The sequence below is a fragment of the Streptomyces avidinii genome (assembly GCF_045161815.1).
Taxonomy (GTDB): domain Bacteria; phylum Actinomycetota; class Actinomycetes; order Streptomycetales; family Streptomycetaceae; genus Streptomyces; species Streptomyces avidinii.
The window spans coordinates 8,235,982-8,262,926 of sequence record NZ_CP108863.1 but is presented as its reverse complement, the minus strand read 5'-3'; the positions used below and the strand labels follow the sequence as shown (position 1 = coordinate 8,262,926).

The following is a 26,945-nucleotide window of genomic DNA, read 5'->3' as shown; positions in this document are numbered from 1 at the left end:
CCGCAGGCGACGCTGGAAGAGGACCGCGGCCCCGCGCCGCCCGAGGAGGTTCTGGCCATGAAGCACCATGTGACCGTCGGAGTGGACGGCTCTCCCGAGAGCCGGGCCGCAGCCCGTTGGGGCGCCCGGGAGGCGGCCTTGCGGAAAGTGCCGCTGAGGCTCGTTCACGCCGTCGACTGGCTGATCAGCCCCGCGGTACCGGTGCCGGGCCGCGAAGCGGCCGACCGTTGGGCCGACGAGGCGCTCACCGAGGCATTGGAGGACGTGCGACGCCGGCATCCGGGCCTGGAGGTCTCGACGAGATGCCTTTCCGGCAAGCCGGCGGCAGCCCTGGCCGCGGAGGCGGTGGACGCCGGGTTGCTCGTACTCGGCTCGCGCGGGGTGGGAGGCTTGGTCGGCTTCCTCATCGGCTCGGTGAGCTTGTCGACACTGGTGGCCACCGAGACGCCGGTGGCACTCGTACGCGTGTCGGACGCGCCCGAGGAGGCCGAGAACGTCCCGTACGGGGAGATCGTCCTGGGTGTCGACATCCACGAGGCCGCGGACAAGGTTTTGGCCTTCGCCTTCGAAGAAGCCGACCGTCGCGGCTGCGCCCTGCGTGTGATCCACGGCTGGACGATGCCCTCCATCTACCAGTACGCGCCCTTCTTCGACCCGGAGAACGAGCGGGAGGTCGGCCGGAGTGTCACTGTGATGCTCGACGACATGCTGATGCCGTGGCGGCACAAGTTCCCGTCCTTGAGCGTCACCCACGAGGCGTTCATGGGGCCCGCCGGCGACCAGCTCGTCCGAGCCGCAGCGAGCGCGGACCTCGTCGTGGTGGGCCGCCATCTGCGCCGCTCTCCTCTGGGAGCGCATCTGGGGTCTGTGGCCCATGCGGTCCTGCACCACGCGACCGCCCCCGTCGCGGTCGTCGCTCACGACTGACGGCCCTACTCACAAGGGAGATCGGACCATGTCTCACCGCACTGTCGCAGACGTCATGACCAGGAACGTGGCCACGACCGGCCCCGAAGCGTCACTCAAAACGGTCGCCCGGAGCCTCGACGACAACGGGGTCTCGGCCCTACCCGTCGTGGACACCCGTCACCACCCGATCGGCGTCGTCTCCGAAGCCGACCTCCTCCGCAGGCAAGCCGGCCTGCCCGACACCGAAGGACGTGATCCCCTGCACAGCACGACGCCCATGGACCGTGCCTCCTTGGACGCCCGGACCGCCGGCGATCTGATGACCGCTCCCGTCCTGACCGCCCGGCCGGAGTGGGGCATCGTCGAGACGGCCCGCTTCCTGCACGAGCGGGGTGTCAAGCGTCTGCCGGTGGTCGACCGGACCGGAATCCTGGTGGGCATCGTCAGCCGCACAGACCTGCTGCGCCCCATGCTCCGTCGCGACGACGCCATCCGCGATGAAATCGTCGACGACGTGCTGGGCCGGACGCTCAGGATGACACCCGGCGGCGTTGGGGTGACCGTACGCGACGGGGTCGTCTCCCTGAGCGGCCGGGTCGAGGACCGGTCCACCATTCCGGTCGTGGAACGACTGTGCCAGTCGGTCGACGGGGTCGTCAGCGTGGACCAAGCACTCGGCTACGCGATCGACGACCTGTCGACGGCTGCCGACCCGGACCGCGCTGCCCATTGACCCCTCACAGCAAAAGGGCGGAAAGAGTCCGCCCGCTTCTCGCGGATCCCGATCGTGCGGTGCACGGCCGCCAGCCGCTTCTCCGCATCCTCTCAGGGACTCTTTCCGTCAATGTCATGAAAGCACGCCCGACATGATCGACAACAGGGCTGATCAGCCCGAAGTGACCCCCTGACGGCCCTACCGCCGACGGACACAGGTGTCCACTCTCGGACGTATCAGGACTCCGCTACTGGAGGCATCATGAAGCAGCTTCACACCGTCGAGGACGTGATGACGCATGCCGTCATCTCCGTCGACCTCAGAACACCGTTCAAGGACATCGTGGAGACCATGCGGCGGTGGCGGATCAGCGCCCTGCCCGTCCTGTCGGAGGAAGGACGGGTCGCCGGCGTGGTGTCCGAAGCGGATCTGCTGCTCAAGGCCCAGGGCGCGGACGAGTCCCGCGCAGTCACCGCCGGGCAGCTGATGACCGTACCGGCGGTCACGGTGACCAAGGACGTCACCATCCCCGGCGCCGCACGTCTGATGGCCCGCGGCCACCTCAAGCGGCTCCCCGTCGTCGACGGCGACGGCCGCCTCGTCGGCGTGGTCAGCCGGGGCGACCTCCTGAAGATCTACCTCCGCCCGGACGCGGACATCGCCGAGGAGCTCCGCCGGCTGATCATGGCCGAGCTCATCCCCGGCGGCTCGGCCATGGTGCAGGTCCATGTGGCCGATGGCATCGTCCGCCTGGACGGATCCATCCCGGACCCGGCCCTCAAAGACGTGCTGGTCCGAGTCGCACGCACTGTACCCGGAGTCGTGGACGTCACGGCCGCGCGCCTCGACACCGAAGTCCGCGCGTGAAGGAGGCCGACGATGAGGCACCGCAGCGTCGCCGACCTGATGACTCCGACAGCTGTCAGCGTCCAGCGGGGCACCCCGTTCAAGGAAATCGCAAGACTCCTGAAGGAGTTCGACATCTCCGCCGTACCCGTGGTGGACGAGGCAGAGCGCCCCGTGGGCGTCGTCTCCGAGGCCGACCTGCTCCGCGAGCGCAGCTCCGGCAGCGGCGCGAACACCGCCGCCGATCTCATGACCAGCCCCGCCGTCACCGCCCGGCCCGAATGGAGCGTCGTCCGAGCGGCCCGGGTCATGCGGGGGCGCCAGGTCAAGAGGCTGCCCGTGGTGAACGCCGGCGGTCGGCTGATCGGCATCCTGAGCCGCAGTGACCTGCTTCAGCTCTTCCTGCGCAGGGACCACGCGATCCAGGAAGAAATCCTCGAAGACGTACTGACCCACACCCTCGGGCTCAGCCCGTCGTCGTTGACCGTCGAGGTCACCGACGGGCTGGTGACCCTCAGCGGGACCGTCGGCCGACGCAGCATGGTCCCCATCGTGCTGCGCCTGTGTCAGAGCGTCGACGGCGTCGTGGACGTGGTCAACCGGCTCGACTACGAGCAGGACGACGTGTCGGTCGGCGCCGGGCCGGCTGTGGAGCGGTAGGAGAAGAGCATGAAGCATCGGGAAGTCCGCGAGCTGATGACTCGCGAGGTCGTCACCGTCCCCAACAACGCCCCCTTCAAGGAGATCGCCCGCACCCTGACGGAACACAAGGTGTCGGCCGTCCCGGTCGTCGACCATTCCGGCCACCCGCTCGGCGTGATCTCGGAGCGGGACCTGCTGCCGAAGTCCGCAGGCCAAAGCGACTACTTCCGGTCACTTCCCGAACGGGAGGCCTGGCAGGAGGACAAGGCCGCGGGTACGCGCGCCGAGGAGTTGATGTCCTCGCCCCCCGTGTGCGCCAGACCGGGCTGGACCGTCGCCGAAGCCGCCAGGTTGATGGAAGCACAAGGAGTCAAGCGGCTCCTGGTCGTGGACGACTCGGACGTACTGATCGGTATCGTCAGCCGACGGGACCTGCTGCGGATCTTCCTCAGGGACGACGAGGACATCCGTCACGAGATCATGGGTGACGTGCTCGAACTCGGCGTGCGTCAGAGCCCCTCGGCCGTCACCGTGGCCGTCACCGACGGCCGGGTCGAACTGCACGGAACCGTCGACTTCAGGAGCCTCATCCCGCTCATCGAACGCCTCTGCCGGACCGTGGACGGCGTGATCTCCGTGACCCAGCATCTCGGATACGCCATCGACGACACGAACTCAGCCTGAAGAAGCCGCCGATCCGCCTCGACACGGACGGCGACGAACCACCTGACCCATGTGGGCCCTGCCGGGAGAAGCCATCATGCACGATCGAATCGTCGTCGGCCTCGACGGATCCGCGGAGAGCCTCGCGGCGGCCCACTGGGCGGCGCGAGAGGCCGTCCTGCGCGGCGTGCCGCTCCACCTCGTCCACGCCGAGGAATGGTCGTCGCCCCGCGACCGCCCGGTGCCGGCGAGCGAAGTGCGCCGCCACTGGGCCCAGGCGCTGCTGAACGAGACCGCCGACGAACTGCGCGCGAGCCACGCCGAACTGGATACCCACATCCGGTCACTCGACGGCAGACCGGCTGCCGAGCTCGCCGGCATCGCAGCCGACGCGAACATGATCGTCCTGGGTTCCCGGGGACTGGGCACCGTCACGGGCTTCGTCCTCGGCTCCCTCGGCATGGCGGTCATCCAGGCGACGGTGCGGCCGGTGGTCATGGTGCGGGCGAGCGAGGACGCTGTTCCGCGCCCCGACGGCCGGCACGCAGCCCGCGAGGTTCTGGTGGGCGTTGACATCAGCCGGCCGTGCGATGCCCTGCTCACCTTCGCCTTCGAGGAGGCCGCGCGGCGGGCCTGCACCCTCCACGTCCTGCACAGCTGGTCGCTGCCTCCACTGGTGGGGTACGGCGCGGCGTACGATCCGAGAGTTCACGCACAGCTCGAAATGAGCGCGAATGCCTCGCTGAGCGACGTCCTGGCGCCGTGGCAGGACAAGCACCCGGATGTCGCGGTCATTTCGCGCGCGAGCGCCGGGCATGCCGCTACCGAGCTCGTCGAGAAGTCCTCCGAAGCAGGCCTCATCGTCGTAGGCCGCCGCATCCGAAGGTCCTCGATCGGCGCGCACATCGGACCGGTAACCCACGCGGTCCTCCACCATGCCAAGGCGCCCGTAGCCGTCATCGCGCACGATTAGCGGCGCGGGACGACACGCTGCGGCTCAACGCTCCGCGCAGATCGTCTCGACGAAGTGCCCCACCTGTTCCTCGGACAGGTGCCTGGCGAGATCGGCCTCGCTGATCATCCCGACGAGGCGGTGATCGGCGATCACCGGGACCCGCCGAATCCGGTGATCCTGCATCGTCTGCAGAACTTCGCTCGTGTCAGCACCCGCGTCGACCGTGATCGGCTTGCCCTGCGCCAGCTGCCCGGCCGTCATGTGGTGCGGGTCCTTGCCCTTGGCCAGGCACTTCAGCACGATGTCACGGTCCGTGATGATGCCGTGCAGACGGTCGTCGGGCCCGCAGATCGGCAGGGCGCCAACGTCCAGTTCGCTCATCCGCCGGGCCGCGTCCATGAGCGTCTCGGTCTCCTGTACGCAGGTGGCACCGCTGTGCATGATGTCCCGAGCTGAGGTCATGGCTGCCTCCTCACATGCGTATCCGTATCCGTACCCCTCTCCAGTCTGGGCTCGGGCCCAGTGCCGCGCTCGTCGACGCGGGATCACGGGGACATGGCTGCTCCGCTCCATGGCGAGCAGCGCGATCCACCGCACCGGATGGGGCCGGTCGGTCCCACGAGGGGCCGACCGGCCCCTCAACAGGAGGCCGTCGGGCAGTCAGTCTGAAGTGAGCGGGAGAGGCGCCGGCCCATGAAGGAAGAAGGAGATGGCGACCATGGCGAACCGAGTGACCGTCGGTCTCGACGGGTCCCCGGAAAGTACGGCGGCTGCCCGCTGGGCAGCCCATGAAGCCGAACGCCGCGGCGCCTACCTGGACCTGGTCCACGCAGAAGAATGGCTGGAGAACCCTCCCCTTCCCGTCACGACCACCGAGGACCGTCGGTCGTGGGCCGAGGCCGTCCTCCGCGACACCGCCGAAGACGTGCGCCGCGTGCATCCGTCGTTGAAGGTCGACACCCGCCGAGTGAGCGGGCTGTCCGCCCTGGCACTCACTCACGCCGCCGAGGATTCCGACATGCTCGTACTCGGCTCGCGCGCGCTCGGTAGCGTCGCCGGGTTCCTCGTCGGATCCACCGGCTTCACCACCGTCGCCGAGGCCGCGCACCCCGTCGTACTGGTCCGGTCAGTGGACCGCGCCGGCAATCCGCCGGACGGTGCCCGCGACACTGGGCCCATCGTGGTCGGCGTGGACATCCACCAGCCCAGCGACAAGCTGCTCGCCTTCGCCTTCGAGGAGGCGTCCCACCGCCACTGCCCGCTCGTGATCATCCACGGCTGGTCGCCACCGCCCATCCTCAGCTACGCACCGGCTCTCGACCCGGGGGTTCAGCAGGAAATGGCCAACGGCATCACCACAAGGATGGACGAGATCATCCGCCCCTGGCACGAGAAGTACCCTTCGCTGCAGGTCGACTCCCGAGCCACCATCGGCCAGCCGGCGATTCAGATCCTCGACGCGGCCTCCACTGCCGCCCTCGTCGTCGTCGGCCGCCGTATCCGCCACGCCGCATTCGGCACTCACATCGGCCCGATCACACACGCCGTGATGCACCACGCGGTCTCACCCGTCGCCGTCATCGCACACGAATGAGGCCCCCGCACAGGCAGGAAAGTCTCATGACCGCACCGCTTCCGAACCCGGCAGAGATTGTTCCGCTCATCGAGGATGCCGTCACGGCTCCGTCCATGCACAACGCCCAGCCGTGGAAGTTCCTCTACCGACCGGCCTCCGGGCTCATCGAGCTGTTCGGCGACCCGGACCGTGCCATGCCCCGTGCCGACCCGGACCACCGTGCCCTCCACCTGGGCTGCGCCGCCGCCCTGTTCAACCTACGGGTGTCCGCAGCCTCGGCAGGCTGGGGCGCGGACGTACGGTTGCTGCCCGACCCGGATGACCCGTGGTTTCTGGCCGTTGCCGACATGCGGGAACCCGGGCCCACGGACAGAGATCTCGAAACCCTCCACCCAGCCGTACGGCGACGTCACACCAGCCGATTTCCTTTCGCGGAGGACGAGATCCCTCCGGCACTGTTGGACGGTCTGCGAGCCGCCGCCCTTCTCGAAGGGTGTCGCCTGGCCGTACCCGACGCTTGGCACACCGACACCGTGCTGGGCCTGGTACACGACTCCGAGCATCGCGAGGAGATGGATCCCTCGCTGACGGCAGAAACGATGGCGTGGACACATGCAGGCACACCGGACGAGCAGACGCGTCCTGACGGAATCCCCGTGGACGCATTCGGTCCGAAGCACTCGGGTCGCGGTGGGGTCGTGCGCGACTTCGGTCGCTCCCGGCGCGTTCCGGGGCGCGGGTGGGCCACCTTCGAGCAGAACCCCCACATCGTGTTGCTGGGTACTTCGGGTGACGGGCCCGAGGACTGGCTACGAGCAGGACAGGCCCTGCAGCGGGTTCTCCTTCAAGCCACCGCCGACGGGCTGGTCACGTCCATGACCTCGCAGCCGCTCGAATGGCCCGCGCTCCGCTGGACGGTGCGCGATCCGGGCTCGGCGATGACCCATGTCCAGATGGTGATCAGGATCGGCTACGGACCGCAGGGTCCCGTGACGCCCAGGCGCCCCGTGGCCGAGGTGCTGGACATCCGATGAAACCGGAGATAGAGCTGTCGCCGGTACATTCGTTGCGGCGAGCGTGCCTCTGCACGCGGCGTCGCCATTCTCCTTAATCCGGCTCCATATAAGGGCGGCGGAAGACCGGGGCCTGGCCGGTGCCGTACGGGCGTACGGCCGCCATCGCCTGGACGACCGCGACCTCCAAGGGGCCGCCGGTGTCGATGGGGACGGCCTCCTCCCACGGCAGCTCCGCGGCTGCCATGGCCTCGGCCACCTCAGGGGTGGCGTCGGATGCTCCGTGGGCGCGGGTGGTCAGGCGCGCGGTTGACACCTCGCCCGGAACCCGGCAGTGCAGGGCCACCAGGTCGGCACCGGTGCGTTCGGCCATGCGCAGGGCGGCGTCGCGCTGTCCCGCGTCGGACCAGGTGGCGTCGAGGACGACGGACTCGCCCAGGGACAGCAGGGTGGACGCCCGGTCGAGCAGGGCCGCGTACGTCCTCGCGGTCCACTCGGGCGTGTACAGCCCTTCGCCGTAGTCGGCAGCCGCGGATTCCTCCGCCGGGATGCCCGCCAGCTCCTTGCGGAGGCGGTCGCTGCTGAGCAGTGTGACGCCCAGGCGATCGGCCAGTGCGCCGGAGAGCGTGGACTTCCCGCTGCCCGGGAGGCCGCCGACGAGGGTCAGGCCGACGGCGGAGGTGCGCAGGTGCCGCAGCGTCGCGGTGACCAGGCGCCGTGCTGCCGCCTCCGCGCCGCGAGCGCCTTGAGCCGCCTGGATCAGGGACACCTTGGCCCGGACGAACGCGCGGTAGGCGACGTAGTGGTGCCACAGGGACGGCGGTGCGGGGTCGCCGGAGTACTCGCCGTACTGGGCGAGGAAGAACGCCGCGGCCTCCGGGGCACCCGCCTGCTCCAGGTCCATCGCGAGGAAGGCCGCGTCGTCGAGCCCGTCGACGTAGCGTAGGCGGTCGTCGAACTCCAGACAGTCCAGGATGCGGGGGCCGTCGTCGAGGCAGAAGATGTCCTGGGCGAGCAGGTCGCCGTGGCCGTCGACCACCCGCCCCTGCTCGACACGGGCGTCGAACAATGTCTCGCGACCGGCGAGATAGCGACGTACCAGGCGCTCGATCTCCTCCACCCCGTCGAGCAGCCCGCCGCCTTCGGTCAGTCCCCTGACCTGTGTGAAGCTCGCTTCCCAGCGTGCTGACAGCGCGTCCCGCCTGCCCTGTTCGTCGATGTCCGGGCCGCGGGGCGCGTCCGCGTGACGGGCCGCCAGCAGGCGCGCGACGGACCGCAGGGCGTCGTCGACGTCGGCGCCTTCACTCACGAGCAGGGACAGGCGGCGTTCCGCCGGCATACGACGCATCACCACGAGAGGTTCGGGCGTGTCGGCGTCCGGTCCTCGAAATTCGCCCAGCCCCAGGTAGACGTCGGGAGCGAAGCGACGGTTGAGGGCGATTTCCCGTTCGCAGACGATCCGCCGGGCCGCTGTGGTCGTGTAGTCGAGGAACCCCAGGTCCACCGGCTTCTTGAGCTTGTAGGCGCGGTCGCCGACGAAGAACAGGACCGCGGTGTGCGTCTCGCACACCTCTGCCCGCGGAAGCGGCGGAGCATCGAGGCCGGTGCCGGTCCGGAGCGCGGACGCGTCGGTGCGGTGCACCGGCACCGACGGCTCCTCGTTGTGGCTCGGCTCAGTCATGGGGAATGACGGCGACGGGGCAGCGCGCGTGATGGATCGCGGCGGTGGCCACGGAACCCAATGGGGGTGCCAGGGCGGGACGATGCCTGCGTCGGCCGACGACCAGCAGCCCTGCGCCCTCGGCGGCCCGCACCACGGCCTTGGTGGGGCTTTCAAGACCGACGCTGTCGGCCACCTCGACGTTCGGGAACTTCTCGCGCCAGGGGCGGAGGGCGTCGCTCAGGAGCTTCCGCGCGTCCTTCGTGATCTTCTCGGTCACGTCGTGGTCCACGCCCCAGGGAGCGTGGGCGTGGAGGGGAACGCTCCGGCCGTGGACGGCTCGAAGGGGCATACCCCGGCCCGCGGCGGCGGCGAAGGAGAACGCGAGCAGGTCGTCGCACGGACCGTGCAGCTTCAGTGCCACCACCACGCCGCCCGAGGCACCCGGAGCGGACGGCCGGCCCTCTTCACTCGTCCCGGCACGCACCAGGACCACCGGCCGCTCGGCCCGTGCGACAACGGGCATGCTGATGTCGCCCAGGAAGTAGCTCTCGACGGGCTCCAGTCCTCGCGAACCGAGCACGGTCATCTCGGACTCCGCCGACGCTTTCAGCAGCGCCTCCTGAGCATCCTCGGCGACCAGGTTGCCGACGATGATCAGGCCCGGGTGGCGCGCTTGGAGCTCCGCCTTGGCGTGGTGCACGATCCGCTTCGCCCAGTAGTTCTGATCCATCTCGGAGGGGAGGTGGGTCGGTTCCGGAGCCAGCAGCGGCCACGCGTGCAGCAGTCGCAGTGTGAGTTTGCGGCGGTCGGCTTCGTCAGCGGCCCAACGGGCGGCAGCGAGGCTCTCGGGTGAGCCGTCGAGGCCCACAGTGACGACTGGCTCCATGCCGGCTGCTCCGTCCGGTAGGTGAGTGGAATGGCGGTGAGGTGTCCGGTCGGCCGGAGCCCTGTCGTCCCCGCGCTCGCGCCGGTAGCCGTGCAGCGACCGTAAGCGGTACTCGACGAAGCACTTGTGCCAACGCGCCGAGCACACGGCCGTATGTCATCCGAGGAGCACATGAAGCCGCCCCGCAGCGCGCAGGAGGCCGTCCTTCCAGGGCGTGATCACTGGGTGTGCTCGATGTCCAGTTCCAGGAAGTGGGCCGAACACGAGATGCACGGGTCGTGGTTGCGGACGGCCCGCTCGCACAGCCGGGTGAGCTCGGCCTCCGAGCCCTCACCCCGATCGAGCCCGGCCTGGACCAGCCGGCGCAGGTCCTCCTCGATGGCGCCCTGGTTCTGGGCGGTCGGTGGCACGATGCGGGCGTCCGTGACACGCCCCCCGTCGTCGAACGCGTAGCGGTGGTAGAGCAGGCCGCGCGGCGCCTCCGTGGCACCGTGCCCGATGCCGGCCCGGGCCGGCACCTCCACGCACGGGCGGGCCGGACGTTCGTACTCCGTGATGATCCGCAGGGCCTCCTCCACCGCGTAGAAGACTTCCACCGCCCGGACGAGGACGCTTCGGTACGGGTTCCGGCAGACCTCCCCCCGCCCGGCACCCGCGCGCGACGGGGGGTCACCCAGTCCGGCCTCCCGTGCCGCTTCCAGAGCCAGCGGGGACAGCAGGTGGCCGCTGACCGCCCAGCGGGCGAGGGAGCCGGTGAGGTGCCTTCGGCCGTCCAGCCGGGAGTGGAGGGCGGTGGAGTGGGAGACCTGCTCCTCGGCCACGTGGTCGGTGAAGTCCCGCAGGGGAAAGTTGTACGGCGGGAGCGTCGCTTCGTACGGGAGCACGCTGGGGACACCGGACTCGATGGCGTAGGTGCCGGTCTCGGCGAGGGCGAGCAGGTCGGCGGTGCACTCGGCGTCCGGGAATTCGAAGCCGGCGACCCAGCGCACCGTGTCCCAGGCGTCGTCGACGGCGGTGCGCAGCCGTTCTTCCAGGGGGCGGAGTTCGGCGCGGGTCGGAGCGCGGTGGAAGCCGCCGATCCGGACGTTGACAGGGTGGATGGCCCGGCCCCCGAGCAGTTCGACCACGGCGTTGCCGGTCTGCTTCAGGCGCAGTCCTCGCTTGACGTGCTCCGGATGGGAGCGGGACAGACCGATCACGTCGTCTTCGCCGAGGAAGTCCGGTGCGTGCAGCATGTGGATGTGCAGCGTCTGGCTCTCGATCCATTCGCCGCAGTACAGCAGGCGGCGCAGGGCGGCCAGTTGTCCGTCGACGACAACGCCGCACGCGTCCTCGATGGCACGGCAGGCACTCATCTGGTAGGCAACGGGGCAGATCCCGCAGATGCGGGAGGTGAGGTCGGGTGGCTCCGTGTGGGCTCTGCCCCGGAGGAAGGCCTCGAAGAACCGCGGCGGCTCGTAGATCTTGAGCCGCGCTTCGGTGACCGTGCCGTCGTGGATCCTCAGGTGCAGCGCGGTCTCACCCTCGACACGAGCGAGTGAGGGGATGCGCAGCTCCTGGTATCGGGGCGTGGGATCGCTCATCCCGGTCCTTCAGCGTCGGTCACGCCGGGCTGTCCTTGCTCCTCCACGGCGGTGAAGGCGGTCACGTTGAAGGTGTGCAGGAACCTGCCGATGTCCTCCTCGCTCATCCCGTCACGCTGCATGAGCGGGACCAGCGCGGGAAGATTCGTGGTTCCGGCCGGCCCGAAGCAGCCGTAGCAGCCGCGCCCGTAGGTCGGGCACAGGGCCCCGCAGCCCGCGTGGGTGACGGGGCCGAGGCAGGGTGTGCCGTGGGCGACGGTGACACAGACGTTGCCGCGCCGTTTGCAGGCGAAGCAGACGCTGTGGTTCGGGATGGCGGGCTTGCGTCCGGCGAGGAACGCGGTGATGACCTCGACGAGCTGACCGCGGTCGATGGGGCAGCCGCGCAGTTCGAAGTCGACGGGTACGTGGGCCGAGACCGGCGTAGAGGTCGCGAGGGTCTCGATGTAGTCGGGGCGGGCGTAGACGGTCGCCAGGTATCCCTCGACATCGGCGTAGTTGCGCAGCGCCTGCACGCCGCCCGCCGTGGCGCAGGCACCGATGGTGACGAGGTGGCGGGCATCGGCGCGGATGCGCCGGATGCGCTCCACGTGCTCGGGTGTGCTGACCGACCCTTCGACGAGCACGAGGTCGTACGGACCGGGCGCGGCTTCGCTGGACGCCTCCAGGAAGTGGGCGATCTCCAGTTCGGCGGCGATGCCGAGCAGTTCGTCCTCGCAGTCGAGGAGGGTGAGCTGGCAGCCGTCACAGGAGGCGAACTTGAACACGCCGAGGCGAGGGCGGACAGGGGGCTGGGGCGTGGTGGGGGTGCTCATCTCACAGTTCCCGGACGGTGAGCAGGGGCTCGGCCTGGTCGTAGCCGACGACCGGGCCGTCGCGGCAGAGCAGCAGGGGGCCGAGCTGGCAGTGTCCGCAGTGGCCGGTGGCACAGCGCATGTTGCGTTCGAGGGAGACCCGGATGCGGTCGGGACGTACCCCTTGATGGATCAGCGCGCGTGCGGTCGCGCGCATCATCACCTCGGGACCGCAGACGAAGGCGACCGTGTCCGAAGGTGTGAACCGGGCCTCGCGGAGCAGCGTGGTGACGACGCCGACCCGGCCGGTCCAGCCGCCGGAAGGCCGGTCGACCGTGACGGCGCCGAACGGCTTTCCCCAGGCGGGGAACTCGTCCCCGTACAGCAGATCGGCGGGGGTCCGGGCGCCCGCGAGGACGTTCACCCGCCCGAACGCCCGGGGCTCGGCCAAGACCGCGTCGACGAGGGGACGGAGCGGAGCGAGCCCGATGCCGCCGGCAATGACGAGCAGGTCGTTGCCGAGGGCGGCAGCCGTGTCCCAGGCGGTACCGAAAGGGCCGCGCACGCCGACCCATCCGCCGATCCGCAGGCCGCACAGTGCGCGGGAGACGGCACCGACGGCGCGGACCGTGTGCGTCAGCCGGTGCCCGTCCGCGAGCCGGGACACGGACACCGGGATCTCGCCGACCCCGAACGCGTACAGCATCGCGAACTGGCCGGGTGCGAAGGGCTCCAGGGCATCCACGGCAGGCTCCAGTACGAGCGTGACCGTGTCGTGCGTCTCGTCGCGGCGGTCCACCACGCGGTAGGAGAGGGGCGTGGGCGTCATGGCAGCGGCCCGGTCCCCTGCGGTCCCGGCGGTCCGTACAGGTCGAGCAGCCGGGTGCGGGTGGCCCGAAGCCGCTCGCCGATGGTCTCGGCGACGACGGTGACCAGCGACAGGCCCAGCGCCGTGTCCTCGGCGCACAGGTCACGGACCGCCGCGGCATCGAATTCCCAGGCGCGGACGGGGTCCCGGGTCTCGGCCGCGAGGTGCCACTGACGCGGCGGGCAGAGCCACGACCAGCCGAGCAGGCTGCCCGCACCGATCGTCTCGACGACCGCTCGCCCCCGGCCCGGCATGTGGACGTCGAGCGCGACCGTGCCCGAGCGGATGATCCAGAAGCGGTCGGCCTTCTCCCCTTCCTCGAAGATCCGCGTGCCGCCCGGAAGGGCGACTTCCCGGGCGAGGGCCATCAGCTTCCCGCGGTGGTCCGCCGTCAGAGCGGTGAACACCCCCTCGCCGGGAGCCCCAACGGGATGCGAGGTCACGCCGTGCTCTCCCGCTGCGTGGCCTCCTGGTGCAGGGCGTGGGCTTCCTCGGTCAGGTCGATGCCCGTGGGACACCAGACGATGCACCGGCCGCAGCCGACACAGCCGGAACTGTCGAACTGGTCGTGCCAGGTACCCAGCTTGTGAGTGAGCCACTGGCGGTAGCGGCTGCGCGGGGTGGACCGGACCGGGCCGCCGTGGAGGAGCGAGAAGTCCAGGTCGTAGCAGGAGTCCCAGAGGCGCCAGCGCTCGGCGTGATCGCCGGTCAGGTCGGTGACGTCCTCCGTGGTGGTGCAGAAGCAGGTGGGGCAGACCATGGTGCAGTTGCCGCAGCTGAGGCACCGGGCGGTGACGTCGTCCCATCGATCCGCTTCCAGGCTGTCCCGCATCAGCGTGCGCAGGTCCACCGGCGGCATGGAACGGCCCATGCGTTCGGCGGCGGCGCTCACGGCCTGGGTCGCAGCCGCTCGGGTGGAGCCATCGGGGCTCCGCCCCGGCAGTTCCGCGAGAACCGCGGCTCCCTCCTCGCTCCCGCTCCGGCACAGGAAGCGGTGGCCGTCATCGTCCACGACCTCGGTGAGGGCGAGGTCGTACCCGGCGTCGACGGCCGGCCCGCTCCCCATCGAGACGCAGAAGCAGGTGGCACCCGGCTCGGTGCACTCGGCCGCGATCAGGAAGGCACCCGTCCGCCGGGACAGGTAGGTGGGGTCCCGGTACCTGCCTCCGCTCATCACCCGGTCCAGGATCTGAATGGCACGCAGGTCGCAGGGCCGCACGCCGAGGAACGCGTACGAAATGCTCTCCTGCTGCTCTTCACGGACGACCGGCGCACCGTCCGGGCCGCGATCCGCGGACCACTGACGGACGCGCTCCGGATGCAGGAACGACTTCCACGACTGGGGTCCCGCGCTGTGTGCGAACACGGCTCCGTCCTCGCGGCGGCGGAGCCGGTACTGCCCCGCCTCCAGCTCGACCCCCCACCCGTAGGGAAGCGCATCGGCGGATTCCAGCTCGTCGAGGACGATCGCTCCGTCGCGCACGGTCGGGCCGATCACTGTGCGGCCGCGCGCCTTCAGGACACGCACGAGCGCGGCCAGACCGTCGCGGTCGAGAACCGCCTCGTCCTGGTGGTCGAGGACGGCTCCGGCATCCGAAGCGTCGGTCATGGTCCACCTCTCGGTCTCCACGTGCCTAGATCCGGCAGCATGTCAGACCAGCGGGCTCCCGGGTTCGAAGCTGGTCCGGCGAGTCCGCTCGCCGTGTTTGCGGACGTCTTCCTCGATGCGCCGGGCCAGATGCGGCAGGGCGGCCGCCACCGCCGGGGTGAGCCCCGTGCCGAGCGAGCGGTCCGCTCCCTCGACCGCGTACACGATGAGGCGGCCGGGGCCGCGCCCGAGACTGTCGGCGAGACACAGAGCCTCGGCGAGCCCCAGCCCGTGCGTGCTCTGCCTGCCTGCGGCAGCCGGGTGCGGCATCTCTCCCGGGGCCACACACCACCGGTGTGTCCGCCCGGGCTGCGCCGCGGGTGGGAAGCAGGCGTCGATGACGAGCGTGAGGTCCTTGTCCTCCCAGAGGGTCATCAGGCGGCCGGGGTCTCCGTCGCTCCGGGCGAGCTCAGTACCGGAAGGGAGAGGTCGCCGTGCTTCCCGTTCGCGCAACAACGCGACGGCGGCCCACCCCACCCCGTCATCGCGCCGGAACTCGTTGCCGATCCCGATGACCGCCGTGCCGGCGAGCGGCTTCATAGGTACCCGCTTCCCTCTTCGGGCGTCTCCCGGCACAGCCTGCCCTACTCGCGGAACGGGGTCCTGCGCCATGGGGCAAACGGCGCACGGCGCAGTACCGAGTGATGGACGGGGGCCCGAGCCCTGAGGCCGGTCATGGGACAGACAGCTGTGGAAAGGGACCCTTCGGCACTGGCCCTCCATTCAGCGGGCACCGGATCGTGAGAAATACCTGGGCCGGGGGCCGGGTTTCCTGGTACGCCGCCCGCGACCTCCCCGACACCCGAGGCCGGGAGCCGAAGATGAAAGAACAAGAGAAGGCCTCCGCCAGCAGCGAGGAGCAGGGTTCGCTGCTGCGCTACGTGGGTGCCGGAGCAGCGGCGAGGAGGCGGCAGGCACCTCCTGGGCCGACGGGTTCCGCGGCCGACGCCGACGGGCCCCGGCATCCCGGGCCGAAACCCCGGGCGCTGTCCCGGGAACACGCCGGGTCTCTGCCCGTCCTGGACCCTCAGGACCAGGTGATCGGCGTGGTCTCGGAAGCCGACCTCCTCGTGAGGGCCGCCGTGGAAGGTACCGGCCCCTGCCCGGGGCCCTGGCCCGGTACCGCGAAGTCCCGCTGAGCGGCGAGGCCCGCAAGGAGACGGCGGAGCGGCTCATGACGACTCCGGCCATCACGGTGCAACCTGGCGCCACCGTGGCCGAGGCGGCCTGGCTGGCATGCCTGTCCCGTCTCAAGCGCCTCCCTGTCGTCGACCATGAGGGGCACCTGGTGGGAACGGTCCTCCGGCACGCCCTGCTCGACGCCCTGGTCGGTGATGACGGTTTGCGCGCCGAGATCGAGGCTGTAGTCCGCTCCAGGGCACCGGAAGCCGCGGACACCGTCCGGCTCTCCGTGCACGCGGGGAACGTCACGCTCACCGGTTCGGCGGGCGGAACCGACGTGGCCAGGATGGCTGCCGAAATCCGCAAGATCGACGGCGTGAAGGAGGTGACCGATCGACTCATCGCTGTATGAAGCCGGCACCTCCTGCTCATGGAGCCCCCACCACGGCGGACGGGCGAGGTCGTCCGCGCCGGAAGACTCACGGCAGGGCGTGGTCACCGGTGGCCGCCTGGCGTCCGTGGTCGCGAGCGAAGGCGTCGAGCGCCTGCCTGAGCGTGCCCTGGGTGTGCAGGAAGCGCTCGTCCAGGATGGTGGCGAGGTCTTCCAGGGCGGAACGCAACACCGTGGAGGCGAGCCGGACATCCCGGTGTCCGGCTTCCGAAGCCTCATCGGCGATGTCGAGGGCGTAGCCGATCTGGTGGGCGAGGGAGGTCCGCTCGTCGCCGTCGTGGAAGTAGTAGGACTCCGCGTACTGGAGGAAGTCGACCGCTGCGACGGACAGCGCCGTGGCCAGGCTGTCCAGCATGGCCGCCCCGGCCGGGGAGTCGATCTGTTCCTTCGAGGGATGGGTACGGGAGAGGTGGGAGAGCCGCAATGCGAGCGCCCTGCGGCGCGCCAACGCCGGATAGATGCCGAGGATCCAGGAGACCGTCGCGGTCAGAAGGGCGAACCCGACCAGCGCCTCCAGGGGCGCGAGGAGGCGCAACCACCCCTCGGCGGGTGCGACGTCACCGAGGCCGAGCGTGGAGAGCGTGACCAGCGAGACGTAGGTCGCGTCCAGCGGGCTCGCATGGTCGTCGGGCCGCAACCCGCCCGCGTACACGAACGCCTCGGGCATGTGGGGCCAGTAGATCAACGCCCAGCCCGCCGCCACGGTCAGGGCCCACAGGGCGACGACGGACACCATGGCGAGCGGGCCGGCCAGGCCGGCTGCCGTGCGACGGGTGCCCAGGACGGACGACAGCCGCCACAGTGTGGTCATGACCAGCCGGCTCAGCCCACCGTGACGCGTCGGGTGCCACAGCGTGTGGAACACGTCCCGCAGGATCAGCAGGACCAGGGCCGCGCCCGTGGCCGTCACCAGCCAATCCATCCGGCACCCCTTTTCCACCACGTTCAGCCCAGGTTCGCGCACCTCCGTGGCCGCTGATCGCAGCCCACGCCGTCACCAGGTGTCAGAAGCAGCGCCGGGACTCACCCGGCGGCGGAAATCGGCCTGGGTTCCGGCCCCAGGCGAAACCCTGTGACGAGTTCGGCCCGGATGCGCAGCACGCCGGCCATCGGCTGGTTCGTCCACGGGTCGAGCAGCGCCTCAAGCCGTTCGGCCTCGTTGCGGTTCTCGACGAGCTCGGCGTAGCCGATCACCACGACACTCCAGCCGAGATGCGTGTCGGGGTCGATGGCGTCGGCTTCGTAGGCGAGGACGATGCCGGGTGTGCCGGGTGTCGCCACCAGCGACGCGCGTGAAGGACCTTCGTCGAGCCGGATGATCACGTCCTCCCCCTCGACCACGTGGTTCACCGGTCGGATGGCCGGCAGCGCCTGGTGGGTGAAGACGATGCGGCCCAGCGGCACGGCGCCCAGGAGCCGCAGCGCTTCAGAGCGGTCCAGTTGCTCCATGGACCGCATCGGGTCCGTGACAGGGCCGTGGTCCGGCCTCCAGGCGGTTTCTTGATCCATCACACGGCCCTCCGCTCCGACCGCGTCGTGTCGGCCTCGGCTTCACCCAGCGTCCTTGCCTCCTCGCGCGCCGTGCCAGGGCCGAACGGTCCCCTGTCCTGTGGAATCGGGGGCCGGTCGGCCCATGCCCAGCGCCTCTGGACCGCCCAGAATTGAATCGGAATCGACCGGAGGCCGCCATGAGGACCACTCCCCCTACGAAGATCGCCGGCGCGTTGCCGGCTGAGCACCGTTCCCGGCTGATGGACATCGCACGGGAGGTCAACTTCCCCGAGAGCGCACGCCTCTTCAACGAGGGCGGCCGGGCGGACAGGTTCTGGATCGTCCGAACCGGCATCGTCGCGCTGGACGTGCATGTGCCCGGCAGACAGCCGGCAGTGATCGAAAGGCTCGGCCCGGGCGAACTCGTGGGGTGCTCGTGGATGCTGCAGCCCAGTGCCTGGAGACTGGGCGCGGTGGCCACGACGCCGGTGCGCACGTACGAATTCGACGCCGCCGCGGTGCGCACGATGATGGATACCGACCCTGCTTTCGGCTCCGCGATGGGCCACTGGGTCGCGCAGGTGCTCGCGCACCGGCTGCACGCCGCCCGTATCCGGCTGCTCGACCTCTATGCCCCGCACGGCAGTGGCAGCTATCTCTGACGGCCGGTGTCCCGCACCTGAACCCCAGCAGTGAGGAGGGCGTCATGCCCGCGTCCCGGTACACCGTCAGCGATGTCATGACCCATACGGCCGTGGCCATCGGCCGTGAGGCTTCGTACAAGGAGATCGTCGAGCTGATGGACGAGTGGAAGGTCAGCGCCGTTCCCGTCCTGGAGGGCGAGGGGCGTGTCGTCGGGGTGGTCTCCGAGGCGGATCTCCTGCCGAAGGAGGAGTTCCGCCGCGACGACCCCCGGCTTCCCGATCAGCTGGAAGAGGCTTCCAAGGCGGGGGGTGTGCTGGCCGAGGAGCTGATGTCGACCCCGGCCGTGACCGTACACCCCGACGCCACGCTCGCCGAGGCTGCCCAGATCATGGCTCGCAAGCACGTGAAGCGCCTCCCCGTGGTGAACGGCGTGGGGATGCTGGAGGGGGTCGTGAGCCGGAGCGACCTGCTCAAGGTCTTCCTGCGCACCGACGAGGAGATCGAGGAGGAGATCCGCGACGCGGTCCTCGCCGAGCTCGCTCCCCCGGTCCATCTGCAGGCATCGGTGAAGGACGGTGTCGTCACCCTGCGCGGATCTCTCCGTAATCACGCCTTGGTGCCGCTGGTGGCCCGCGCCATCCGTGCCGTGGAAGGCGTCGTGGAAGTACAGATGGAGCTGGAAGGGCGGCCCGCCTGAGCTGCCTGAAACCCTCCGCCGCCCCGCTGGCTCCGGGACGCACCACAAGGTGCGCCCGCCCACTCCCCTGAGACAATGCGTACGGCAAGACGTACGCACAGCCGATCGACTACAGGGGCGTACATGTCCGACGCACCGGCGGCCTCCGCCGAGGCTCCCATCCGGGTCTTCCTGCTGGACGACCACGAGGTCGTACGCCGCGGCCTGCGCGACCTGCTGGACGCGGAGCCGGACATCGAGGTCGTCGGCGAGGCGTCCACCGCCGAGCAGGCGCTCGTCCGCGGGGCGGCGCTGCGCCCGGACGTCGCCGTGCTCGACGTCCGGCTGCCCGACGGCGACGGGATCACCGTCTGCCGCGAGTTGCGGTCGCGGATGCCGGATCTCGCCTGCTTGATGCTGACCTCGTTCGATGACGAGGACGCGCTGCTCGACGCGATCATGGCTGGAGCGGCCGGCTACGTCCTCAAGCAGATCAACGGGTCGGACCTGGTTTCGGCCGTACGGACCGTGGCGACCGGACAGTCCATGCTGGACCCGGCGACGACCGCTCGGCTGATGCACTCGCTGAGGGACCCGGCGACCTCCAAGGACTCGGAGGACGCCCGGCTGGCCACGCTGTCCGAGCGGGAGCGTTCCGTGCTCGAGCTGATCGGCGAGGGCCTCACGAACGCGCAGATCGCCAAGCGGCTGTACCTGTCCGAGAAGACGGTCAAGAACCACATCTCGCGGCTGCTGGGCAAGCTGGGGGTGGAGCGCCGGGTGCAGGCCGCTGTCATCGCCGCGCAGGTCCACGAACACGAGCACGAGCACGGGCACGGGCACGGGCCTGAGCACGGCAAGGGCCGGAGCTGAGTGTCGACGGGGGTCACCCGGAGGGTGGGAAGTCGTCTCCATCCAGCGGTACCCGCCATTCCAGTTTCGTCCCCCGCCCGGTCGACCCGTGCGCCGACACGGAGAGCTCGCCGCCCAGGCATTCAGCCCTCTCGGCAAGATTGCGGAGCCCGCTGCGACGGCCTCCCTGCGCCACTCCCACTCCGTCGTCGGTGACCCGTACGGTCAGTACGCCCTCGACGGCCGAGAGAAACACTTCTACCCGGCCTGCCTTTGCATGCCGGGCCACGTTGGTGAGTGCCTCCCCGATCACCGCGAGCGCCTCGTCCGCGGTCTCGGGAGGTACGTCGGTGTCGATCAGGCCCTCCATCCGCAGGGCCGGGGCGAAGCCGAGTAGCTGGGCGGCCTCCTCCACGGCTTGGACGGCGCGGAGCCGCAGCTTCGGCGTCACCCCGGGTGCCTCGTGTTCGCGGAGTCCGAAGATCGTCGAGCGAATGATCTTGATCGTGGCGTCCAGATCGTCGATCGCGCGGGCGAGCCGCTCCGATGCCTCGGGATGCTCGACGAAGCGTTGGGCGCTCTGCAGGGTCATGCCGGTGGCGAAGAGGCGCTGGATGGCGAGATCGTGCAGGTCACGGGCGATGCGGTCGTGGTCCGCCAGCATGCTCATCTGCTCGGTGTCGCGGCGCCGGTCTGCGAGTTCCAGGGCCAGGGCGGCCTGGCCGGCGAAGCCTGGCAGGGCTGCGATCTCGGCGCGGGCGAACGCCGGGCAGCCGCGTCTGCGGGCCAGGATGAGGACACCGCTCAGCTTCTCCTTGGTGCCGACCGTGACGGCGACGGCCGGACCGAAGCCCTTCCAGCGTTCCGGCTGCACCGTGATCCGGTCGTCGGTCCCGACGTCCGCAACGGTGATCAGCCCGTCCTCCTCACCGAGGGCGGCAGCAGCCAGGGTTCCCGCAATGCTGGGCAGCACGATGCGACGATGCGCCTCGGCGCCCTCCCCCAGAGCCAGCGAGCCGCGCAGCTCCCCGCCCTGGCCCACGAGGTAGAAGACACCGATGTCGGCGCCCGTGATGTCGCGGGCGCGCTCCAGCATCCCCTCCAGTACCTCCGTCTCGGCCAGGCCGGAGAGCAGAGCACTGGTGAAGTCGGAGCTGGCGGTCAGCCAGCGTTCCCGGAGACGTACTTCCTCGTAGAGACGGGCGTTCTCGATGGCGATGCCGGCTGCCACCGCCAGCGTGGACAGGACCGCCTCGTCCTCCTCGTCGAAGTCGATGCCGCCGCGCTTCTCGGTCATGTAGAGGTTGCCGAACACGTCCTCGCGGACCCGAATGGGGACGCCGAGGAAGGAGTGCATCGGGGGGTGGTGGGCAGGGAACCCGTAGGAGGCGGGGTGATCGGCCAGTTCGGAGAGCCGGAGCGGCTCGGGGTGCCGGATGAGCTGGCCGAGGATGCCGTGGCCGGAGGGCAGGTCGCCGATCTCGGCCCGGAGGTCGTCGCTGATGCCGACGGGGAGGAACTGGGCGAGCTTCCGGTTGTCGCCGATGACGCCCAGGGCTCCGTACTCCGCGTCCACCAGGACGACGGCGGCTTCGACGATGCCCCTCAGGACCTGCGGAAGGTCGAGCTCCCGGCCGACGGACATCACTGCTTCAAGGAGCCCGTTGAGCCGGTCCCTGGTACCGCGCACCTCGTCGATGCGGACCTGGAGCTCTTCGAGCAGTTCGTCCAGCCGGAGCCGCGGCACGCCCGGACGCACAGCACCCTGATCGTCCGCGCCCATGCATGACCTCCAAGTGGCGCCCACGGGGAAGCCCGTCCTGCCTCTTCACCGTATCCCCGCCCCGGCTTTCCCGCGCAGGCTGAAGGCGTCAGCCGGAGTCGTCCGCGCCCAGATGCCGTACGTGTGCGTCCGGTCCCGGGAAGAAGAGGGTCGTCCTGCCGGTGTCCGACCAGCGGACGTCGTAGGGCGGGGTGCCGTCGTCGTGGTGCAGACCGACGACTTCGCCGTCGCGGCCCGCTTTGCCCACCGAGGGCCCGCCCACCACGATCTCGTCGCCCACGCGGGCGTGGGGACCGTGCTCCGACGTGCGTATCTTCATGATCATCAGCTCCTTCGGAAAGCGTGCCGTGTGAGTCGGGCTGCCGCGAAGCCGCTCACGAGGGCGGCTGATGCCAGGGCAAGGCCCGGCCATCCAAGAGGTTCGGTCTCCAGTACCGACTGCAGCGGCGGAAGATAGAGCGCGGCTGCCCCGAGGAGGGCGGAGGCGAGGACGGACAGGGGCAGGAAGAGGTTCTCCCGGGTCAGCAAGCGGGTTCGCAGGCCCAGCACGACGCCGAGCTGCGCAGCGAGCAGGGACAGGAAGAGGACGCTCTGCCAGGGCAGGTCCCAGCCTCGTGCGACCGTCCCGGCAGTGAGGCAGGCGGCAGTGACGACCGCGGCGAGCACCACGAGGCGCTGCCAGGCGCCCGCGCCCAGGATGTGCTGACCGGGCGGCCTCGGGGGCCTGTGCATCGCCTCCGGGTCCACCGGCTCGGCGCCCATGGCCACCCCCGTCAGACCGTGGGTCAGGAGGTTGATCCACAGGATCTGGCCCGCCCGGAGCGGGAGCGGAAGGCCGAGGAGGGGGCCGATCAGCATGACGAGGATCTCTGCGGCGCCGCCGGCCAGGCCGTAGACGAGGAAGCGGCGGATGTTGTCGTAGACCCGTCGGCCCTCCTCGACGGCCGCGACCACGGTCGACAGGTCGTCGTCGGTCAGCACGAGGTCGGCAGCCTGGCGGGCGACCTCGGTGCCCCGCTGTCCCATGGCCACCCCGATGTCGGCGCGGCGCAGGGCGGGGCCGTCGTTGACGCCGTCGCCGGTCATGGCGGTGACGGCTCCCCGGGCTCGCCAGGCATCGACGATGTCCAGCTTCTGCTGCGGATCGGTCCGGGCGAAGACGCGTGCGGCGGTGAGGTCGGCAACCCGGCCTGCCGCCAGATCGGGGCCGTTGACCACGGTCTCGTCATCGGTGTCCGCTTCGGCCAGGCCCACGCGGACGGCGATCGCGCGTGCCGTGGCCGGGTGGTCTCCGGTGATCAGGACCGGGGTGATGCCGGCCGCGTGGCAGGCGGCGAGAGTGGCCGCCGCAGCGGGCTTGGGCGGATCGCTGACGGCGACCAGGCCCAACAGCCTCAGTCCTGCCTCGGCCGTCTCCGCGCTGTCCGGTTGCTCGGCGTGTTCGGCGGACGCCACGGCGAGCACCCGGTATCCGCGGGAGGCCAGGATCGCCGCCTGCTGCCGGGCGCCGGCCACCAGGTCGGTGCGGTCGGCGAGAACGGCTGCGTCCAGCACCACCTCCGGGGCACCCTTCAGACACACCAGGGCACGGCCGGACGGCAGGCGGTGGACTGTCGTCATGCGCTTGCGTCCGCTGTCGAACGGTATCTCCCACGTCCTGGGGTGGGTGCGCCTGAGAAGCTCCGGCTCGCCGCACCCGGCCTTGACCGCGGCCGACAGAAGGGCGGCTTCCATGGGGTCGCCGACCGCCGTCCACCGGTCCTCGTCCGGGGGCGCTCCCCGGGGCGGCCTCAGGGAGGCGTCGTTGCAGAGTGACCCGGCCGTCAGCAGCTCCTGTACGGGTCCGAGCTCGGCCGCCCTGGGCTGCCTGCCCTCGACCAGGATGTCTCCCTGCGGTTCGTACCCCACTCCGAAGAAGTCGACCGCGGCCCGTGGCGTCCACACGTGCTGGACGACCATGCGGCCTTCGGTGAGGGTGCCGGTCTTGTCGGTGGCGAGGACCGTGACGGAGCCGAGGGTCTCAACGGCGGGGAGTCGGCGGATGAGAGCGTGCCGGGCCGCCATGCGCCGGGCGCCAAGTGCGAGGGCCAGGGTCACGACGGCCGGCAGTGATTCCGGGACCGCGGCGACGGCCAGGCTGATCGCCGTCACCGCCATGATCCCGAGCGGCAGGCCTTGCACGAGCCCGAGGGCGAAGACCACCAGGCAGAGGGCCAGGGTGACGACGGCCAGGATGCGCCCCAGCGAGGCCAGACGGTGTTGCAGGGGTGTCGGCTCCCGCTTGGTGTCGAGGAGGGCGGCGATCCGGCCGAGCGCGCTGTCGGGTCCGGTGGCCCTCACCGTCGCCACACCCCGGCCTCGCACGACCACGGTTCCCGCGCCCACCGTCGAATCGTCCTCCTTGTCCACGGGGACGGATTCCCCGGTGAGCATGGATTCGTCGATCATGAGGGCGGACGCCTCGGTGACATCGGCGTCGGCCGCCACGATGTCGCCCTCGGCGAGGAGCAGGACATCGCCGGGCACCACGGCGGCGGCGGGGACCTCGCGCGGAGCACCGTCCCGCAGGACCCGTGCCTTCGGTGCCGACATCGCGGAGAGAGCGGCCACGGCATGGTCGGCACGGGTCTCCTGCACGACGCCCACGGCCGTGTTGACGACGATCACCACGGCGATGACCACCGCGTCGGCGTGGTCGCCGATCGCGATCGTCAGTACCACCGCGCCCAGGAGCACCATGATCAGCGGATCGCGCAGCTGGGCCAGCACCCTGGCGTACCAGGGTGTCGCCGGGGCGGGCGGGATCTCGTTGCGGCCGTGCTCGGCCAGTCGGCGTTCTGCCTCGGCGTCGGTGAGCCCGTCGCGCGTGCGGACGGGTACCTCCGCGGTGGCCGGGTTCATAGCCATGGCGGCCCTACTCGGCCGGAACCGTGATCACCGGACAGAACGCCCGGTGCAGCAGTCCGTGAACTACGGAACCCAGGCGCATGCCGGAGTAGCCTCCGCGTCCGCGGCGGCCCACCACCACGGCCAGGGCGTGCTCGGCGGCCTCCGCGAGCTCCTCCACCGGGTGCCCGATCGGGATCTCGTGGGAGAGCACCACGTCCGGGTACTTCTGCGACCAGCCGGCCGTGGCCTCGGACAGCATTCGCCGCTGGGCCTGCAGTGCGACCTCCTCGTCGTGGAGGAGGAAGACCGGGGGCTGCCATACCGCGATGGCGCGCAGTGCGGCGCCGCGCAGGTCGGCTTCCTCGAACGCGAGCGCGAGCGCCGCCTTCGAGGACTCGCTGCCGTCGATGCCCACGACCAGGTAGGGCCGCTGCTGGGTGATGTGCTCGGGGTTTCCGACCACGACGACCGGACAGTGAGCCTGGGCCATGATCGGGACCACCGTGGAGCCGGCGCTGAAGTACTCCGCGGTCCTGCTCAGGTGGCGGGATCCGAGCACGAGCATGCGGGCCCGGTCGGACAGGCGGCCGATGGCGGGGACGGGAAGTCCTTCGATCAGATCGGTGGCCACGTCGGCCCCCGGGTGCCGTTCCCGCGCCCACCCGGTACCGGCTGCCAGGGCTTCCGAGCCCGCCTGGTGCAGGGCCGTGGTGCGAGGGGTGCCATTGACCTGCCGCTTCTGGTGCGGCGGAGGCACTGTCACGACGAGTCGGAGCCCGAGCCCACGGCGGTGGGCCTCGTCCGACGCCCAGGCCAGGGGCAGATGCCAGTCCCTGGCCGGGTCGATGCCGACGACGATCTCGCGGCGTGCGGCGGCGGCCATCACGATTCGTCTCCGTGCTTGTCCGTGTGGCGCGGGATGAGCAGCACGGGGCAGTGGGAGTGGTGCACGAGGCTGTGGGTGTGCCGCCCGAGGGTGGGTCCCAGGTACGCCGACGCCCGCCGCCCGCCCATGACCAGCAGGTCGGCGTGTCGGGAGGCCTCGACCAGGACACCGGCGACGGACACGCTCTTCTCGGCGTCCGCCCGCACGGTGAGGTCCGGGAACTCCTGGCGGATCTGCTCCGTCACCGCGGTCAGGTGCCGGACGTACTCGTCGGCGATCTCCGTGACGTCGTCCATCATGGTCACCACGCTGCCGACGGACTCGAGCACGTTCCACACGTGGAGCAGCCGCAGCTCGGCCTTGCGGAGCTCGGCCTCGCGCGCCGCGCTGCGCACACAGGCCAGGTCGTGCTCGTCACGGACCCCGGCGAGCACCGTCCCGCTCTCGGCGCGATGGTCCGTTCCCCTGACGACGATGACGGGCGTCCTCGCGCCGGCCGCGACCTTCAGGCCCACGGATCCGAGCATGAGCGAGTTGAATCCGCCCAGACCCCGGTTGCCGACCACGATGGTGCCACGAAGGCCGGCCGCGCGGTGCAGGCTGGCCACGGGATCGCCACGGCTGAACTCTGTGGTGGCGACCAGGCCGGGGTGCTGTTCCTTGACCGCGGCGGCGGTTTCGTCGAGCAGTTCACGGCCGGCGCTGCGGACGCGCTCGATGGTCTCGACGGATACGTAGAGGGCCCGGCCGTCCGTGTCGGCGCCATACACGATGTGCAGCGGACGCCGGCGGCGTTCGGCTTCTCCCGCTGCCCAGAGCGCGGCCTGACGGGCGGGCTCGGAGCCGTCTACGCCGACGATGACGGAGCCGAGTTCCGAGCCGCTGTCGGTGTTGTTCATGATGTCTCCTCGCCCGGGGCCAGTGGGGGTCTGCTCTCACGCTGACACCGCGGCCCCCGTCAGGAAGAGGGCCGCTCAGGACCTTCATGGGGGCCAAAGGTCCCTGCCGAGGACAGTGTGCAAGATCCCCTGATCCCCTTTGAACGCACTGGTCGGACCGGCCGTGGTCCTTCCTGTTCATGCTTCGGTGTCCAGCCACCCGGTGTACGGCTTCAGGGACTCCTGGAGGGACGGAGCGCCGGCGGCCTGCATGTCGCCGTAGGCGGCTCGCTTCATCTGGAGGGCGAGATCCTCCATGGCGCGAGCCACCGCGAGTTCGTCGCCGATCTCCGGGACGTCGGTGTCCTGGGGTGCGCAGCGGGCGGCGCCGTGGCCCGTGAGCCTGTTCGTGCCCGTGTCGAGCTCCAGGCGGGCCTTCGTCGTGTGGTCCTCCTCGAAAAGGTAGAGACGGACCTTCCATTCAGCGGTGTGTGACATGGCGTGCCTCCGG

30 protein-coding genes are annotated in these 26,945 nt (G+C 70.4%); 13 read left to right on the top strand and 17 right to left on the bottom strand.

All coding sequences use genetic code 11. The features are described from left to right. Positions 1-57 precede the first annotated feature (57 nt). The 6 genes from OG373_RS37455 to OG373_RS37430 all read left to right on the top strand — a co-directional run bounded on the left by OG373_RS37455 (position 58) and on the right by OG373_RS37430 (position 4,748). On the top strand, positions 58-927 hold the full coding sequence (locus OG373_RS37455) for a universal stress protein (protein WP_405443232.1): 870 nt from the start codon (positions 58-60) through the stop codon (positions 925-927). A gap of 28 nt (positions 928-955) precedes the next feature. Further along, positions 956-1,642, top strand: a complete 687-nt coding sequence (locus OG373_RS37450) for a CBS domain-containing protein (RefSeq protein WP_405443230.1) — start codon at positions 956-958, stop codon at positions 1,640-1,642. 243 nt (positions 1,643-1,885) lie between these two features. Further along, positions 1,886-2,491: a CBS domain-containing protein gene (locus tag OG373_RS37445; RefSeq protein ID WP_405443228.1), complete on the top strand. Its 606-nt coding sequence runs from the start codon at positions 1,886-1,888 to the stop codon at positions 2,489-2,491. Between the two features lie 12 nt (positions 2,492-2,503). Then, positions 2,504-3,130 (top strand): CBS domain-containing protein, encoded by a 627-nt coding sequence (locus OG373_RS37440; protein WP_405443226.1) that lies wholly within the window; start codon positions 2,504-2,506, stop codon positions 3,128-3,130. A 9-nt stretch (positions 3,131-3,139) separates the two neighbouring features. Then, the gene (locus tag OG373_RS37435; RefSeq protein ID WP_405443224.1) at positions 3,140-3,796 is read left to right on the top strand and encodes a CBS domain-containing protein; all 657 of its coding nucleotides are present in this window, start codon (positions 3,140-3,142) and stop codon (positions 3,794-3,796) included. Between the two features lie 76 nt (positions 3,797-3,872). Beyond that, the gene (locus OG373_RS37430) at positions 3,873-4,748 is read left to right on the top strand and encodes a universal stress protein (protein WP_405443222.1); all 876 of its coding nucleotides are present in this window, start codon (positions 3,873-3,875) and stop codon (positions 4,746-4,748) included. A gap of 24 nt (positions 4,749-4,772) precedes the next feature. On the opposite strand, the gene OG373_RS37425 is transcribed toward OG373_RS37430, so the two are convergent. Then, entirely contained in the window at positions 4,773-5,192 is a 420-nt protein-coding gene (locus tag OG373_RS37425; protein ID WP_405443221.1) for a CBS domain-containing protein, read from the bottom strand. A gap of 256 nt (positions 5,193-5,448) precedes the next feature. Here OG373_RS37425 and OG373_RS37420 point away from each other — a divergent pair, with 256 nt between their 5' ends. Continuing rightward, a complete protein-coding gene (locus OG373_RS37420) occupies positions 5,449-6,324 on the top strand; it encodes a universal stress protein (RefSeq protein WP_405443219.1) in 876 nt (291 codons plus the stop codon). 26 nt (positions 6,325-6,350) lie between these two features. Beyond that, a complete protein-coding gene (locus OG373_RS37415) occupies positions 6,351-7,340 on the top strand; it encodes an Acg family FMN-binding oxidoreductase (RefSeq protein WP_405443218.1) in 990 nt (329 codons plus the stop codon). A gap of 73 nt (positions 7,341-7,413) precedes the next feature. Here OG373_RS37415 and OG373_RS37410 read toward each other — a convergent pair whose 3' ends face one another. The 8 genes from OG373_RS37410 to OG373_RS37375 all read right to left on the bottom strand — a co-directional run bounded on the left by OG373_RS37410 (position 7,414) and on the right by OG373_RS37375 (position 15,301). Beyond that, on the bottom strand, positions 7,414-8,889 hold the full coding sequence (locus OG373_RS37410; protein WP_405444340.1) for an AAA family ATPase: 1,476 nt from the start codon (positions 8,887-8,889) through the stop codon (positions 7,414-7,416). 103 nt (positions 8,890-8,992) lie between these two features. After that, positions 8,993-9,868 (bottom strand): universal stress protein, encoded by an 876-nt coding sequence (locus OG373_RS37405; protein ID WP_405443216.1) that lies wholly within the window; start codon positions 9,866-9,868, stop codon positions 8,993-8,995. A 218-nt stretch (positions 9,869-10,086) separates the two neighbouring features. Beyond that, positions 10,087-11,451: a Ni/Fe hydrogenase subunit alpha gene (locus tag OG373_RS37400; RefSeq protein WP_405443214.1), complete on the bottom strand. Its 1,365-nt coding sequence runs from the start codon at positions 11,449-11,451 to the stop codon at positions 10,087-10,089. Continuing rightward, the gene (locus OG373_RS37395) at positions 11,448-12,266 is read right to left on the bottom strand and encodes an oxidoreductase (RefSeq protein ID WP_405443213.1); all 819 of its coding nucleotides are present in this window, start codon (positions 12,264-12,266) and stop codon (positions 11,448-11,450) included. The genes OG373_RS37400 and OG373_RS37395 overlap by 4 nt, the downstream gene beginning before the upstream one ends. A 1-nt stretch (position 12,267) precedes the next feature. Further along, positions 12,268-13,074, bottom strand: coding sequence for an FAD/NAD(P)-binding protein (locus OG373_RS37390; protein ID WP_405443211.1), 807 nt, complete (start codon positions 13,072-13,074; stop codon positions 12,268-12,270). Continuing rightward, a complete protein-coding gene (locus OG373_RS37385) occupies positions 13,071-13,556 on the bottom strand; it encodes a cyclic nucleotide-binding domain-containing protein (protein ID WP_405443209.1) in 486 nt (161 codons plus the stop codon). Before OG373_RS37385 ends, OG373_RS37390 begins: the two co-directional genes overlap by 4 nt. Continuing rightward, the gene (locus OG373_RS37380; RefSeq protein WP_405443207.1) at positions 13,553-14,722 is read right to left on the bottom strand and encodes a 4Fe-4S dicluster domain-containing protein; all 1,170 of its coding nucleotides are present in this window, start codon (positions 14,720-14,722) and stop codon (positions 13,553-13,555) included. The genes OG373_RS37385 and OG373_RS37380 overlap by 4 nt, the downstream gene beginning before the upstream one ends. A gap of 42 nt (positions 14,723-14,764) precedes the next feature. After that, positions 14,765-15,301 carry a hydrogenase maturation protease gene (locus OG373_RS37375; RefSeq protein WP_405443206.1) on the bottom strand — a complete coding sequence of 179 codons (537 nt, stop codon included), beginning with the start codon at positions 15,299-15,301 and terminating at the stop codon, positions 14,765-14,767. A gap of 281 nt (positions 15,302-15,582) precedes the next feature. On the opposite strand from OG373_RS37375, the gene OG373_RS37370 reads away from it, so the two are divergent. Beyond that, a complete protein-coding gene (locus OG373_RS37370) occupies positions 15,583-15,900 on the top strand; it encodes a hypothetical protein (protein ID WP_405443204.1) in 318 nt (105 codons plus the stop codon). A 35-nt stretch (positions 15,901-15,935) separates the two neighbouring features. Continuing rightward, positions 15,936-16,295, top strand: coding sequence for a CBS domain-containing protein (locus OG373_RS37365; protein ID WP_405443203.1), 360 nt, complete (start codon positions 15,936-15,938; stop codon positions 16,293-16,295). Positions 16,296-16,362: 67 nt separating this feature from the next. Here OG373_RS37365 and OG373_RS37360 read toward each other — a convergent pair whose 3' ends face one another. Both OG373_RS37360 and OG373_RS37355 read right to left on the bottom strand, forming a co-directional pair. Next, entirely contained in the window at positions 16,363-17,256 is an 894-nt protein-coding gene (locus tag OG373_RS37360; RefSeq protein ID WP_405443201.1) for a potassium channel family protein, read from the bottom strand. A 101-nt stretch (positions 17,257-17,357) separates the two neighbouring features. Further along, on the bottom strand, positions 17,358-17,783 hold the full coding sequence (locus tag OG373_RS37355) for a pyridoxamine 5'-phosphate oxidase family protein (RefSeq protein WP_405443199.1): 426 nt from the start codon (positions 17,781-17,783) through the stop codon (positions 17,358-17,360). A gap of 239 nt (positions 17,784-18,022) precedes the next feature. On the opposite strand from OG373_RS37355, the gene OG373_RS37350 reads away from it, so the two are divergent. The 3 genes from OG373_RS37350 (at position 18,023) to OG373_RS37340 (ending at position 20,019) form a co-directional block, all read left to right on the top strand. Continuing rightward, positions 18,023-18,487: a Crp/Fnr family transcriptional regulator gene (locus OG373_RS37350; RefSeq protein ID WP_079403917.1), complete on the top strand. Its 465-nt coding sequence runs from the start codon at positions 18,023-18,025 to the stop codon at positions 18,485-18,487. A gap of 44 nt (positions 18,488-18,531) precedes the next feature. After that, positions 18,532-19,167 carry a CBS domain-containing protein gene (locus OG373_RS37345; RefSeq protein WP_405443196.1) on the top strand — a complete coding sequence of 212 codons (636 nt, stop codon included), beginning with the start codon at positions 18,532-18,534 and terminating at the stop codon, positions 19,165-19,167. A 123-nt stretch (positions 19,168-19,290) separates the two neighbouring features. Beyond that, the gene (locus tag OG373_RS37340) at positions 19,291-20,019 is read left to right on the top strand and encodes a response regulator (RefSeq protein WP_405443195.1); all 729 of its coding nucleotides are present in this window, start codon (positions 19,291-19,293) and stop codon (positions 20,017-20,019) included. Between the two features lie 13 nt (positions 20,020-20,032). On the opposite strand, the gene OG373_RS37335 is transcribed toward OG373_RS37340, so the two are convergent. The 6 genes from OG373_RS37335 to OG373_RS37310 form a co-directional block, all read right to left on the bottom strand. Then, the gene (locus tag OG373_RS37335) at positions 20,033-21,781 is read right to left on the bottom strand and encodes a GAF domain-containing protein (protein ID WP_405443193.1); all 1,749 of its coding nucleotides are present in this window, start codon (positions 21,779-21,781) and stop codon (positions 20,033-20,035) included. An 88-nt stretch (positions 21,782-21,869) separates the two neighbouring features. Beyond that, on the bottom strand, positions 21,870-22,100 hold the full coding sequence (locus tag OG373_RS37330) for a DUF1918 domain-containing protein (RefSeq protein WP_405443192.1): 231 nt from the start codon (positions 22,098-22,100) through the stop codon (positions 21,870-21,872). A 5-nt stretch (positions 22,101-22,105) separates the two neighbouring features. After that, positions 22,106-24,688: a cation-translocating P-type ATPase gene (locus tag OG373_RS37325; RefSeq protein ID WP_405443190.1), complete on the bottom strand. Its 2,583-nt coding sequence runs from the start codon at positions 24,686-24,688 to the stop codon at positions 22,106-22,108. A gap of 7 nt (positions 24,689-24,695) precedes the next feature. Continuing rightward, complete coding sequence (locus OG373_RS37320; RefSeq protein ID WP_405443189.1) at positions 24,696-25,553, bottom strand: universal stress protein; 858 nt, start codon at positions 25,551-25,553, stop codon at positions 24,696-24,698. Next, positions 25,553-26,455: a universal stress protein gene (locus OG373_RS37315; RefSeq protein WP_405443187.1), complete on the bottom strand. Its 903-nt coding sequence runs from the start codon at positions 26,453-26,455 to the stop codon at positions 25,553-25,555. Before OG373_RS37315 ends, OG373_RS37320 begins: the two co-directional genes overlap by 1 nt. A gap of 177 nt (positions 26,456-26,632) precedes the next feature. Then, complete coding sequence (locus tag OG373_RS37310; RefSeq protein ID WP_405443185.1) at positions 26,633-26,932, bottom strand: DUF1876 domain-containing protein; 300 nt, start codon at positions 26,930-26,932, stop codon at positions 26,633-26,635. Positions 26,933-26,945: the final 13 nt, after the last annotated feature.